The sequence below is a fragment of the Halomonas sp. ATBC28 genome, from assembly GCF_005937175.1.
Lineage (GTDB): Bacteria > Pseudomonadota > Gammaproteobacteria > Pseudomonadales > Halomonadaceae > Vreelandella > Vreelandella titanicae.
Genome location: NZ_VCQL01000009.1, coordinates 142488 through 155255 on the forward strand (window position 1 = coordinate 142488; position 12768 = coordinate 155255).

Genomic DNA, 12768 nt, shown 5'->3' on the forward strand with positions numbered 1-12768 from the left:
CAATTTAACGTGCCGAAGCAAAGGATACATCGTGCAAATTCAATAACGTAGAAGCGAGTGCCTGAGTGCGCGGCACCAGTGTGTCCAGCAAACAGTACTCTTCGTCAGTGTGCATTTTTGCGCCGACAGGGCCAAGACCGCACAGAGTGGGAATGCCCAGGCTGGCCGTCCAGCCCGCATCAGAACAGCCGCCAGTGAATTCGCCGTCAACAGCAAACCCGATCGCCTTAGCCTGAACCTGATAAAGCTCAAACAGCGCGCTGCTCATACGTGCTTCGAGAGGATAAAATTCAGAGGTTTGTTCTATGGTCGCAAGAGTGTCGGGAACGTCGGATTCCGCGATAATCGCCTCAATGGCTTTATACAGCTGATCACGCTGGGCGGTGGTAACAAAACGAGTGTCCAACTGTGCCGACGCGAAAGGCGCGACGGTATTGCGTGATACACCACCGGTGATGGTGCCCACATTGGTGGTGATACCTGCCTCGTAATCGGTCAACGCATGCAGCTTGATGATCTTGCGGGCGAGTGTTTCGATGGCGCTGGCGCCATCGGCATGGCTCACGCCGGAGTGGGCGGCTTTGCCGGTGACGTTGATCAAAAAACCAGCACCTCCTTTGCGACCAGTGACCACATTGCCGCTGACCCGCCCTGGCTCGACGTTCAAGACGGCACGTGCCCCCTGGGCGGTGGCTTCGATGAACGCCCGCCCATCTGGCGAGCCAATCTCCTCATCAGCGGTAAACAGGGCGCGAACGGGCAATGGGCAGTTGGGCAGGCGGCTTAATGCGCGCAGTACAAAGCAGTTCATGACCAGGCCGCTTTTCATATCGGCAACGCCAGGGCCAAAGCCGACGTTGTCTTGCTGGGTATAACCTCGGCTAGCCACGGTGCCGGTAGGAAAAACCGTATCGCGATGGCCCATTAAGAGCACATGGCCTTGGCCAGTTCCTCCCAGTTGTGCTTCTAAAATATCGCCTGACTCAGGGCGCTGGTGGCGTATGATGGTGATGCCATCTTGTTCAAGCCATTGAGTAATCTGATCGGCAACCGCATCCGTGCCTGCTTTGTCGTAGCTGTTGGAATCGATATTGACCAGCGCCTCAAGGCAATCTTGCATCGCCTGCTGCTGGCCTTCCAGCCACGCGCAAACCTGTTGGGTTAGTTCGTCTTGCATAAGGCTTTCTCTCTCATGATGTCTGATCCTTGGTCACTCAAATCCCAGAATAGCCCCGCCATTAAGATCAGTGCCTCTGAAGCGATGCTCCCCAATAGGTGTTCGTCAGGCGCGTGCTGGGAGCAGGAGGGGTAGGAGTGTGGAACCCATAGCGTGGGTAAGCCCAGGGTTTCGGCAAACACATCGTTGGGTAACGAGCCGCCTAAGTTGGGTAGCAGCGTCGGCGTTTTATGGGTGGAGCGTTGCATAGAGGCCAACGCCCAGCCCACCCAGGGGTCTTCAGGATCGAGTCGTGTCGCCGCCATTTGCGACATGCGCGCAGCGCTTACCTCAATATCGTGATAGCCGTGTTGATCCAGGTGATGGCGTAAATGGACGAGAAAATTGTCCTGGTCGCTGCCCACCACATAACGCAGTTGGCAGTGGGCATAGGCCGTTGGCGGAATAGCATTGGCCGGGGCATCCGGGTTGCCCGCCTTCATGGCGAGCACTTCTAAGGTGTTCCAGCCAAACAGTCGTTCAGCGGGCGATAGTCCTGGCTCACCCCAGTCAGTGTCGATAGTGGGGGCATTGTCGCCGACGCCGACTTCCAATGCGGCGAGCGCTTTACGCACGGCTTCGGGTATTGGGTCAGGCCGTAGGCCTTGGATTTGAATAACGCCGTTGGCATCCACCAGTGTGGCGAGTGCATTGGCCAGACGCACCGCAGGGTTTTTTAATACGCCACCCCAGTTGCCCGAGTGGTGAGCGCCTTCACGGGCCTGGAGTTTAAGGTCGAAATTGAAGGAACCCCGTGAACCTAAAAACAGCGTGGGAGCGTCGGCATTCAAACGCGGCCCATCTGAGCCAATAAACACATCGGCGGCGAGGCGGTCACGGTAGCGGTGGCAGATCTCTTTTAAGCCAGGGGAGCCCGTCTCCTCGCCCATTTCCAGCACCAGCTTAACGTTATAGCCCAGGCGCCCATTGCTTGCTTTCAGCACGCAGCCCAGCGCGGCTAAATTGATGGTGTGCTGGCCTTTGTTATCCGCCGTGCCACGCCCGTACCAGCGATCCCCTTGCTGGGTGATTTTCCAGGGCGAAAGACCTTCAGCCCATTGGTCGTCATAGCCGCGGATGACATCGCCATGACCGTAAGTTAATACGCTGAACGAGGCTTCTGGCTCAAGGCGTTCAGCAAGCAGAAACGGCCCAAACCCTTCAGTCGGGTTATCAACAATGTCCCAGCTAAAACCGAGCTGCTCAATATCGGGAATAATCTGTTCAGTAAGGTAGCGTTGAAGCTCTTCCAGCCGATGGGGTTCCTGGCTTTCGCTGCGGATGGCAATACGCGGCGAAAGCTGATTATAAAACTCGCCACTATCAAAATAGGCTTTAGCATTGTCTAAGGCGTGTTGGCGCGACATAAGCATTCCTTTTTAACGTTAGGTATTAGTTAACCGTATTTAGGCAAAGTGACAGGCGACACTCGACTGGTTGCCTTGAGCAGTACTCTGAGCAATAGCGCTCAGTGCGGGCGCTTGCTGGGCACACTCTGGCTGAGCCATCGGACATCGAGGGTGGAAGGCGCAGCCTGAAGGTGGCTGAGTGGGGTCGGGCTGGCCTGCCCCCAGGCCTATGTCGGGCACGCCTAGACCTGGCTCCGGGGTCAACGCGGAAGCGAGTAGCGCTTGGGTATATGGGTGGCGTGGTGAGGTGAAGATTTGCTCACGGGTACCCTCTTCGACAATCTGGCCTAGATACATGACCGCGAGCCGGTCCGCGAGATGTTCGACCACGGCGAGGTCGTGGCTAATAAACAGGTAGGTAAGGCCAAACTCATCTTTAAGGTCGAGCAGTAGATTGAGGATCTGCGCCTGGATCGATACATCCAGCGCGGAAGTGGGTTCGTCACAAATCACCAGATCAGGGCGCATAATCAGCGCTCTGGCAATTGCCACCCGCTGGCGCTGCCCCCCTGACATTTGCCCGGGGTATTGCTGGGCGGCGCGTTTGGGTAGGCCGACCAGGTCAAGCATCTGATCGACCTTCGCTGCCTGTTCACGGGGCGTGCCTAGCGCGTGAATACGTAGCGGTAGACCAACGATCTGAGCAATCCGCTGGCGTGGGTTAAGCGACGAATAAGGGTCTTGGAAGATCGGCTGTATATGCCGGGCCAGTGCCTTTTGGTTAGCGTTAACAATCGCTTTGCCATTGATCAGCACATCGCCCGAACTAGGGGGTGTCAGCCCCAGCAGCATCTTGGCCAAGGTGCTCTTGCCACAGCCTGATTCGCCCACCAGCCCCATCACCTGGCCGCGCGGAACGCGTAGCGATACCTCATTGACTGCTTTTAAGGTTTGAGGCTTATGTAGCATGCCACCGCCCAGTTTGAACGTTTTAGACAGCGCGCAGAGTTCAAGGGCAAGAGGATCCATACTGTCTGCAGGAGAGGTGGTGCTTGTCATGACGTTACCTCCTGATCGTTTAGTGGCGCTGGGCTGGCTAGCTGATGGGCAAAGTGGCAGCGTGAAAAGTGCTCGCCTGCCACAGCCTGTAAGGGGGGCGTGGTTCGGCACCGCTCATCCGCTTGATCGCAGCGATTGCAAAAGGCGCAGCCCTCGATTTTGCCTACCAAGCTGGGCACTACGCCTGGGATCGCCTGCAAACGACTGCCTGGCAGTGTCTTGCCGGGCGTCGGTATGCAGCGCAACAAACCTTGGGTATAGGGATGGCTGGGGGCTTTAAAGAGCGCCTGTGCAGAGGCGGTTTCAATCACTTCGCCGGCATACATCACGGCGACCCGGTCGGCGATACGCGCAACGACACCCAAGTCGTGGGTGATGAAAATGATCGCCGTGCCAAACTCCTGCTGTAAGTCGCGTAGCAGGTGCAGGATTTGCGCCTGAATCGTCACATCTAATGCAGTGGTGGGTTCATCGGCGATGATCAAATCGGGCTCACACATTAGTGCCATGGCGATCATCACCCGCTGGCGCAACCCGCCTGAAAGCTGGTGGGGATATTGGCGCATGCGCTCTTCTGCAGCGCTAATGCCGACTCGTTTAAGCAAATAGAGGGCGCGGTCATGGGCCGCTTTACGTGACACCCGCTGATGACGAAGCAGGGCTTCGCAGAGCTGATTGCCCAAGGTATAGGCGGGGTTGAGGGCGGTCATGGGTTCCTGAAAAATCATCGCCATGCGTGCGCCACGTAAATTGCTGCGTTCGCGCTCAGAAACCGTGAGCAGATTGACACCGTCAAAGTTGAGGCAATCGGCGTTTATCTGCGCCTTGCCCGGTAGCAGGCCCATTAATGCCAGTGAGGTCATGGATTTACCACAGCCTGACTCACCTACAAGACAGAGCATTTCTCCACGCTCAACGTGAAAGTCGATACCCCGTACCGCGTGAAGGGTGCCCTTTGCCACGGGCAAGTCGACGCGCAGCTGTTTAACCGTCAGTAGAGGCGAGCTTGTTGCCGCGGAATGCTCAGCGGTTGATAGATTACTCATTGCGGCCTCCCGGTGCGCTGAGATCGCGCAGTCCATCACCCAGCAAGTTAATCGCCAGCACTAGCATAAACAGCGCACCGCCGGGGATCGTAATCACCCAGGGCTGAAAGAACATATAGGTTTTGCCTTCGGCGATCATTAGCCCCCAGGAGGGCGAGGGTGGCTGCACACCCATGCCTAGAAATGACAGCGTTGCTTCGAGCAAAATGGCGTTGGCGACCTCAAGGGTGGCGACGACAATCAACGCGCCTGCAATGTTAGGAAGCACTTCGCGTAGCAGAATGTAGGGCAGAGGGCAGCCCAACGCCTGGGCGGCTTGCACATACTCGGCATCGCGCAGTTGCTGGGTGGCCGAGCGGGCGACGACCGCGAAACGATCCCATAGCAGCAGGCCTAGCAGTAGCGTAACGGTTAGCATTGATCCGCCGATCAGCGAGGCCATGGCCAGCGCCACTAACACCACGGGCATGGCCAGGCGGGTGGTCAGCAGGTAACTCACCACCGCATCAACGCGACCACCAAAGTAGCCCGCCAAGACCCCCAGAGTGGTACCAATCAGGCCGGAAATCAGCGCGACCACCAACCCAATAAACAGCGAAATTCGCGCGCCAAAGATAAGGCGGCTCAGGTAGTCGCGGCCAAGGCGGTCGGTACCTAAGGGGTGCGTCCAGCTACCGGTGTCGTGCCAAAAAGGCGACACCATGCGATTAGCGGTGTCCTGTAAGTAGGGATCATGGGGAGCCAGCCACGGTGCTAGAAGCGCCACAATCCCCAACGAGGCAATGATTAAGAGGCCGATGGCCAAGCTGCGATTATTGAGCGTGCTGCGCCATAGACGCGTCTGCCAAGCAGGAGTTAATTGGCTTTGTAGCGCGGTAGCCGATGGGGTAAGAGAGTCTGTCATGGTGTTCTCCGTTAGCGCGCGCGCAGGCGTGGGTCGAGGGCTGCGTTGAGAATGTCGGCCAGCAGCGTCAACACGATATAGAACAGCGCAATGATCAGTACGATGGCCTGAACGACCGGATAGTCATTGCGTGAAATAGCGTTCCACGCCAACTGCCCCAGCCCGCGTAGTGAAAACACGGTTTCGATAACCACTGACCCGCCGAGCATAAACCCGAGCTCCACGGCGGCCAGAGCGACCACCGGGATCACCGCATTGCGCAAGGCGTGTTTGAAGATCACCGTGCCGGTGCGCAGACCCTTGGCCCGGGCGGTGCGAATGTAGTCTGCCTCCAGTACTTCCAGCATGCCGCTGCGGGTCAGGCGCATCATGGCGGGGGTGGCGTAATAGCCCAGTGCAACGGCCGGTAGCACAAAGCCTTGCCAGCTATCGCTACCTGCGGCTGGAAACCACTGCAGCTTGACGGCAAACACGATGATCAGCGTTAAGCCAAACCAGAAGTTGGGCATTGCCTGGCCGGTGACCGCAATCGCCATGGCCATACGGTCTATCCAGCTGCCACGTTTGAGCGCGGCGACCACACCGAGGGGAATAGACACGCCCAGCGCAATCGCCAAGGCCAATATTCCTAGGGTCATCGTCACCGGTAGTCGCTCAACGACTAGATCCATTACCTCGCTTTGGTAGTAATATGAACGCCCAAAGTCGAGCTGCACGGCTCCCCACAGCCAAGTGGTAAATTGCTGAATCACCGGGCGGTCCAGGCCGTAATCAACGCGGATTTGTTCTACCTGCTCGGCGGTGGCCTCGGGGCCACCAATGGAGAGCGCCAAGTCACCCGAGAGCTGCAGCAGACTAAAGCAGAGAACCGAAATAGTCAGAGCGACGCTAAGCGCTATTAGCGTGCGCTTGAAAACAAATGCCCACATAAAGCATCACTCCCTCGCTGTGGAAGGCTAGCCGTGGTGATTTCCACGGCTGCCGTTAACTCGATCAGATGCCATCGGTAACGTTATTTCCAGCTCGCCTCGTAGAAGCGGGGGAGTTCATCAGGGTAGGCAGTGAAGTCGAGATCAGCGGTGTGGGCGTAGTAGGTGGAGTAGGAAAACAACGGTGCCCAGTACGCTTGCTCGGAAATGCGGGCGAACGCTTTTTGGTAGTGCTCTAAGCGTACATCAGGATCTACCGAGGTATCGGCGACTTGTAACCACTCCTGCACCTGAGTGTCCTGCCAGAGATCGTCAATGCCGCCTGTGAAGTAGACGCTGACGAACGCCGAGACATCGTTAATAGAGAAGGAGCCCCAGGCTTTGAACGACATATCGGTTTGACCGTTGCGCTGAAGCTCCAGCAACGCGGGGGAGGTCATAAAGCGCAGGTTGGCATTGATGCCCACTGCACGCAGGTCGCCAATCATCGCTTCGGCGTAGTCACGTTCACGGTAGGCGTGAAGGTCAATGTCGAAGCCATCGGCGTAACCGGCCTCGGCGAGTAGTTCGCGGGCTTTGTCAGGGTCGTACTCATACTCGATGACGTTCTGCGTTTCACAGCCGAACTGGGTGGGAAAGCAGGGGGCATACAGAGGCTGGCTGCCGCCACGCACCAAATCGTTAGCCAGGCCTTCTCTGTTCATCGCATGATTGATGGCTTGGCGTACGCGAAGGTCATTTAGCGGTGAATCTTCCCGTGTTGCGGCATCCAGCCCGATATAACCCACCCGCATGGTTTCGCCGCCAAGCACGCTAAGCTGAGGCATACCGCTTAACGACTCAGCTTGATCAGCAGGTACACGCCAGATCCAATCGACTTGCCCTGACATTAATTGCGCCATACGTGAGTCCGCATCGGCAATGGCCTTGAACTCGATATTGGCGATCTCCGGCTGACCAATGGGACTGTCGGCAAAGTAGTCATCAAAGCGAGTTAGGCTAACGCCATCCCCGGGGCGGACGTTGGTAATCCGGTAAGGGCCGGTACCTACGGGTTCACGACTGAAGCCTTCAATACCCACTTCCTGAAAATACTCATCGGGGTAAATTGGCATTGGGCCGGAAAGGTACTCAAGGGCTGCGGGGAAAGGCTCTTTGAGGTGGATGCGCACCTGATAGTCATCCAGTTTCTCAACGCTTTCAATCCAATCAACATTTTGGCGTGTCACCACGCGGGATTCGGGGGACACTGCATAGTTGAAAGTGAATGCCACATCGTCAGCGTTGAAGGCTTCGCCGTTGTGAAAGGTCACGCCTTCGCGCAGCACAAGATCCAGGGTTTTATCATCGGCCCATTCCCATTCGGTGGCCAAGCGCGGCTCGTACTCGTTGGTTTGCGGGTTGCGGTAAATCAGCGTGTCCCAGGCCAAATGGGCGAGAATAACCCCTTCACGCAGGTTGTTATGGTAGGGGCTAACGTTTTCAGGTTCGCTGTCAGAGGCATAGACCAGCGTATCGTTGGCCTTGCCAGCTAATGCGGGTGTCGCGATGCTGAGTAAAGCAAGTGACGTAACGCAATAAAGAGTTCTCGATGTTTGCATGCCATACCTCGTTTTTTAATAAGGGAAGGTTATGAGCGTTTGGCGTACTGGCGAGGCTTGTTGTTTTTTAGATGAGCCGCCGCCTTGAATTAAAACTAATCTATTGCTTAGGAGTGCCACAAGTGCAATGTTTAGAACTTATCATTGCCGTTTTGGCAATGTTTATGGTGAGGGGGAGCCACTATGAATCCACGCGTGTTACAAGAAACGGCGTTACGTTACTTTCTCGAGGTGGTTCGCTGTGGCTCTATTAGTGAAGCCTCAGGGAAGCTAAATGTGGCGCCCTCCGCCATTAGCCGTCAGATTGCCCGGCTGGAAAGCGAGCTGGATACGCTGCTGTTTGAGCGTCGTGCGCGCGGTATGGTGCCCAGCGCGGCAGGAGAGTTGCTGGCGATGCATGCCCGCCATATGCAGCTTGAGGCAGACCGTATTGGCAGTGAAATCCTGGCGCTGCGGGGGTTGCAGCGGGGCAAGGTGCGTCTCGCCAGTTCAGAAGGGTTTGCGGTCGATTTTTTACCCGCGGCAATTGCGGCTTTTCGCAAGCGTTACAGCGGTATTCATTTCCACCTAATGGTGGGGCCACCCGCCCAGGCGACCCGGCATGTGAGGGAAGGCGATGCGGATATCGGCATTACCTTTAGCCTCAAACCCGAAGCAGATATTACCGTTGCCCTTAGGCAGCCCGCGCCGATTATGGCGCTGGTTTCTCCGCACCATGAGCTTGCCGTTAAAAAACATATTTCGCTGGCGCAGCTTCAGCACTATCCGCTGGCGTTACCCTCGCCAGACACGACCCTGCGCCAGCTGTTTGATATCTGCTGTAGCCGTCAAAACCTGGCGTTTGAATCAATTTTTAGCAGCGATTACACCGAGGCTTTAATCAATTTTGCCATGCTTGGCGGAGGGGTAGCGCTTGCTGGCGAAATATCCGTTCGTTATCGCATCCATCAACAGCGTGTGGTCGCCATTCCTATTCGTGACCAAGGCATGGATTTGCGCTTTATTGAAGTCCAGACTCTTGCCAAGCGCACATTACCGACGGCGACGCAGGCATTTTTAGCATTTCTAAAAGAGCATATACCGCCTGGGCAACTGCCGCTTTTGCCTCACCCGCCAGGGTCAACTGTCGATTGAAACAACTCAAGCGAGACCACTGATAACCGCCGCTTAATAACCGTCACATCTTAGCTCTCATCGCTACTGCCGAAGCCTGCGCGATTAAAGGGGACGGCTTCCCTAATATTGAATTCTTAGCCCACAGGCTTTAATCAATGTGTCGTAATGCCCTGATTTAGATAGAGTCGTTAGAGTAGATCCAGGAATGGATGACGCGAGGGCTTGGCCGTGTTCAAGATGCACTAAGTTATCTTGCTCACCGTGAAATATCTCTACTGAGATCGCCATGTTCTCGAGATTGAATGGCCAATCCTTTACCATCAACTGTGTGTCTCTAACAATACTTTCAGCCGCTATCATGTCGCCTTGTTGTGTAGCTGCTGCCAGGTTGTCTTGAAATGCTGTATAGACTCGCGAGATTTGTAGGGATTGTTGTTCCATGTCGCTTAGGGAGTCCATTAAAGCGTCAGTCAGTAGGTTGCTGTTGACTGTTAAGGTTGCCAATTGGGAGGCTAAATCCTTGGGAGCGGTCAGTGCTGCATGCCATACCTGGGCAGTCAACCTTCCCGCGTGCTTAAAAGGTGAGTCAAGCATTGGTACACAAGGCGTTCCCACAAGAATTACTCTTTGAATCCTGCCTTTGAGGGCCTGGGCGGTGGCCATGGCAAACACGCCACCTCCAGAAAAACCTAATAGAGAAAATGCATTAATTTGAAGATACTCTGCCACTGCCTGCACATCGTCTGCGTGGTCGCTAAAACTGTAGCTCTGCCATTGAGTGGAGTCACCATATCCTGGGCGGTCTATGGCAATTAGCCGTACGCTTCCAGTTCTATTGCTGGTAGTTGCCATTAATACTTCTTTTTGGGAACCAGGAATGCCGTGAAAGTAAAACCAAACCGGTGCATCTGAGGGGCCTGTCTCCATGAAACTCAAAAAACGACCACTCTCCCTGGGAATGCGGTGAACTTTCATCTCATGACTACTCATAATTAACTAATCCACCGCTAAGCAGTAATTTTCTCATTAAGTCAGGCTGACGGGTGACTTCAGTTTTTTGCATGATTGATTTTAATTGCGAGCGAGTAGTGTGTGTCGTTACATGCAGGCAAGCACTAGCCTCAGTGACGTCAAGACCTCGAACTAATAAATCGACCAGACGCGCTTCTGCTGCCGTCAGTGAGTAGAGGTTTTTTAGGCGTGCATGATCCAGAGGGACAGCCATATGAGGGTCAAGTAAAAAGACGATAATGTTGGCGTTGTGGCCCACCTTCCAGGAGGAAGGAAGAGCTGCCATGCGGCTACCAAAAAGTATCAGTGAAGCACCAGAGGCACTTAGCTGCACACTCTCGCATTGGCTTTCTCCTTTTTTTAACTTACGTGATGCTTGCATAAGTGCCGCACCGGCTGTGCTCTCATCAATGGTTAATTGGCCATTACGCTGCCGTAGCCCAAAACAGTGGGCGGTAAGCGCATCTTCAGCAGCTCGATTGTGCCATTGACAGCGAAGCTCTGAGTCGAACATCCAGACCCCAAAGGAAAGAGCATTAAAGGCATTGTGCGCTTGTGTTAATGCGACCTGGACTTGGTTGGTAAGCCGCGTTAACTGAACCACACGGCGAAAATGCCCGCTCAAATCTTCTAGCTGTGCCTTCTCCTGCTGGGTAAACATACCCCGGCTACGCGGTCGGTGTATGCCAATATGCATAGCAGACGATTCATCGCGTTCAAATTGGGTGCCCATGGCATAAAAATTGCCATTAGGGCGAAAAAATAATTGATAGTGATCGCAATACTCAAACGCCCGGTCAGAAATAATCTCGCTACTGGTATGTACTTTACCTAAAGGGCCGTTAGCTAACGATGCGCGGAAAGGGTCAAAAATGACAGCCTCATGATCATAATCAAGGCCTTGGTCTAGGCCTGTGGCAAAGGATTGGTGGACGACGGGGTTTTCGCGATCAGTGATACGCAGTGTTGCCGAAGGAGAGTCAAAGTGAACGGCAATCTGTTGCAGAAAAGGAACCCAGCCGTCGGGACAAGTGACGTTGTCATATAGCGCATGCAGAAGTGTAGATGTGGTCTTTTCTTTGTTGTACACGACCTCAGCCCCTATGTAGTGAGTGTCGGTATAAGCTATTAAGACAAAATATACCTCACTTTAAAAGCTTATCCCAGGCCTCAATTGGAGCCCTGATAAATGCGTATATCCCCCATCTAAGTAATAGAGGTTAATCATTAATCATTTTTTAAATTCTTCACCCATATGAGTGATTTTTAAATAGATGAGGCGTGCTTTACTTCAGTTTGCCTAGGCTCGACGTGAAATGATTACACTCCGTAAGAAGATTCTAAGGTAATGGTTTTCAAATTAAGCAATGGCTGAAGTAAGAGGCTTCTTAAGTCATTGCGACGAGTCTAAAAGCAAAATAGCAATCATAAGGGGACACCAATATGCAACGTATTGATAAGAACGGCTCGGTGCTAAAACTTTCTCTACTGGCCCTGGCCATTGTTGCCATGACCGGTTGCTCCAGCAACGACAGCTCTAGCCAACCCTTAAATCCGGGCGAGGGCACAGGCGGCGGTGGCGGCGGGACTGATGGTGGTGGTTCGGGCTCTGATGGTGGCGGTACAGACGGCGGTGGCTCGGATGGCGGGGATGCAGGCCAAGGTGATGGTGGTCAGGACTTCACCTACAAGACCATCAATCCCGTTGAAGCTATACCTGTTGGGGAAGAGTTCCACCTAGACAGCGTTAGCATAAACGCAACCCCTTCTAGCAGTGGTATCGCTATCAACCAGCAGCCTGTGCTGGATCACGCAGCAATGATCGAAGTCCTGCCTAATGATTCAGATGGTCGGTCAAGAGTCCGTTTGAACGCGCCAATCGCCGGCATCGAAGATAGAGATTTTACTGAAGGTGACCTACCTTATGACTTTTTTAACGGTGAAGATAATGACGTTAAGCTGCGATCTATGGAGGATAATTCGCAGCAGTTCCTTGATGGCTCACTAAACTACGCGGTTTTCGGCGAATGGTTGATTCGTAACAGCGGTGGTGACTCTGACGGTAGTTTCTTTGCTAGTGGGTATGACACTCACTCTATGGATATGCCCACGACAGGTTCGGCCGAGTACAGCGGGGCAACGAGTGGTACTGTTATTATCGATAATGGTTTGGCCCGAGATTTGGTTGGTCAGGCGAATCTGAGTGTGAACTTCGCAGATAAAACTTTGAACGGCAGTTTGACCAATATGAATGCTATAGAGCGTGATACTGACACTGCTGACCTGCCCTGGAATGATATCAATCTCGCCGGGGGGCTTGATGATAGCGGCAACCGTTTTGCGGGCATAACCGAAGTGATATCGTCACCCGGCAATGCAGCGAGTTTGAGCACTGATTCGGAAGGTGAGCTGCGTGGCCGTTTTTACGGTCCAGAGGCCGCCGAAGCAGCTGGCGTTTGGTCAGTGAAAGACCCTAACGGAAGCGCTGCATACGGATCCTTTGGCGTTAAGAAAAACTAAGCAGAAACGCTAGCCAT

11 protein-coding genes are annotated in these 12768 nt (G+C 54.3%); 2 read left to right on the forward strand and 9 right to left on the reverse strand.

From position 1 onward, the window contains the following. Positions 1-4 precede the first annotated feature (4 nt). The 7 genes from E0L35_RS12310 to E0L35_RS12340 all read right to left on the reverse strand — a co-directional run bounded on the left by E0L35_RS12310 (position 5) and on the right by E0L35_RS12340 (position 8104). A complete protein-coding gene (locus E0L35_RS12310; protein WP_022520146.1) occupies positions 5-1177 on the reverse strand; it encodes a M20 family metallopeptidase in 1173 nt (390 codons plus the stop codon). After that, a complete protein-coding gene (locus tag E0L35_RS12315) occupies positions 1162-2583 on the reverse strand; it encodes a M20 family metallopeptidase (RefSeq protein ID WP_138800421.1) in 1422 nt (473 codons plus the stop codon). The genes E0L35_RS12310 and E0L35_RS12315 overlap by 16 nt, the downstream gene beginning before the upstream one ends. A 39-nt stretch (positions 2584-2622) precedes the next feature. After that, the gene (locus E0L35_RS12320) at positions 2623-3624 is read right to left on the reverse strand and encodes an oligopeptide/dipeptide ABC transporter ATP-binding protein (protein WP_138800422.1); all 1002 of its coding nucleotides are present in this window, start codon (positions 3622-3624) and stop codon (positions 2623-2625) included. Further along, a complete protein-coding gene (locus E0L35_RS12325) occupies positions 3621-4670 on the reverse strand; it encodes an ABC transporter ATP-binding protein (protein WP_138800423.1) in 1050 nt (349 codons plus the stop codon). Before E0L35_RS12325 ends, E0L35_RS12320 begins: the two co-directional genes overlap by 4 nt. After that, on the reverse strand, positions 4663-5574 hold the full coding sequence (locus E0L35_RS12330) for an ABC transporter permease (protein WP_138800424.1): 912 nt from the start codon (positions 5572-5574) through the stop codon (positions 4663-4665). Before E0L35_RS12330 ends, E0L35_RS12325 begins: the two co-directional genes overlap by 8 nt. 11 nt (positions 5575-5585) lie before the next feature. After that, positions 5586-6503: an ABC transporter permease gene (locus E0L35_RS12335; protein WP_009288365.1), complete on the reverse strand. Its 918-nt coding sequence runs from the start codon at positions 6501-6503 to the stop codon at positions 5586-5588. Between the two features lie 83 nt (positions 6504-6586). Continuing rightward, complete coding sequence (locus tag E0L35_RS12340) at positions 6587-8104, reverse strand: ABC transporter substrate-binding protein (RefSeq protein ID WP_138800425.1); 1518 nt, start codon at positions 8102-8104, stop codon at positions 6587-6589. 183 nt (positions 8105-8287) lie between these two features. On the opposite strand from E0L35_RS12340, the gene E0L35_RS12345 reads away from it, so the two are divergent. Then, positions 8288-9238, forward strand: coding sequence for a LysR family transcriptional regulator (locus E0L35_RS12345; RefSeq protein ID WP_138800426.1), 951 nt, complete (start codon positions 8288-8290; stop codon positions 9236-9238). A gap of 102 nt (positions 9239-9340) precedes the next feature. Here E0L35_RS12345 and E0L35_RS12350 read toward each other — a convergent pair whose 3' ends face one another. Then, positions 9341-10210, reverse strand: a complete 870-nt coding sequence (locus E0L35_RS12350) for an alpha/beta hydrolase (RefSeq protein WP_138800427.1) — start codon at positions 10208-10210, stop codon at positions 9341-9343. After that, positions 10203-11321 carry a hypothetical protein gene (locus tag E0L35_RS12355; protein WP_138800428.1) on the reverse strand — a complete coding sequence of 373 codons (1119 nt, stop codon included), beginning with the start codon at positions 11319-11321 and terminating at the stop codon, positions 10203-10205. The genes E0L35_RS12350 and E0L35_RS12355 overlap by 8 nt, the downstream gene beginning before the upstream one ends. Positions 11322-11674: 353 nt before the next feature. Between E0L35_RS12355 and E0L35_RS12360 the strand changes: the two genes are divergently transcribed. Then, positions 11675-12751 (forward strand): transferrin-binding protein-like solute binding protein, encoded by a 1077-nt coding sequence (locus tag E0L35_RS12360; protein WP_138800429.1) that lies wholly within the window; start codon positions 11675-11677, stop codon positions 12749-12751. Positions 12752-12768 lie beyond the last annotated feature (17 nt).

Coding starts and splice junctions, on each gene's coding strand:
- E0L35_RS12340 (WP_138800425.1), bottom strand. CDS start 8,104: ATGCAAACATCGAGAACTCTTTATTGCGTTACGTCACTTGCTTTACTC.
- E0L35_RS12315 (WP_138800421.1), bottom strand. CDS start 2,583: ATGTCGCGCCAACACGCCTTAGACAATGCTAAAGCCTATTTTGATAGT.
- E0L35_RS12335 (WP_009288365.1), bottom strand. CDS start 6,503: ATGTGGGCATTTGTTTTCAAGCGCACGCTAATAGCGCTTAGCGTCGCT.
- E0L35_RS12350 (WP_138800427.1), bottom strand. CDS start 10,210: ATGAGTAGTCATGAGATGAAAGTTCACCGCATTCCCAGGGAGAGTGGT.
- E0L35_RS12330 (WP_138800424.1), bottom strand. CDS start 5,574: ATGACAGACTCTCTTACCCCATCGGCTACCGCGCTACAAAGCCAATTA.
- E0L35_RS12310 (WP_022520146.1), bottom strand. CDS start 1,177: ATGCAAGACGAACTAACCCAACAGGTTTGCGCGTGGCTGGAAGGCCAG.
- E0L35_RS12325 (WP_138800423.1), bottom strand. CDS start 4,670: ATGAGTAATCTATCAACCGCTGAGCATTCCGCGGCAACAAGCTCGCCT.
- E0L35_RS12360 (WP_138800429.1), top strand. CDS start 11,675: ATGCAACGTATTGATAAGAACGGCTCGGTGCTAAAACTTTCTCTACTG.
- E0L35_RS12320 (WP_138800422.1), bottom strand. CDS start 3,624: ATGACAAGCACCACCTCTCCTGCAGACAGTATGGATCCTCTTGCCCTT.
- E0L35_RS12345 (WP_138800426.1), top strand. CDS start 8,288: ATGAATCCACGCGTGTTACAAGAAACGGCGTTACGTTACTTTCTCGAG.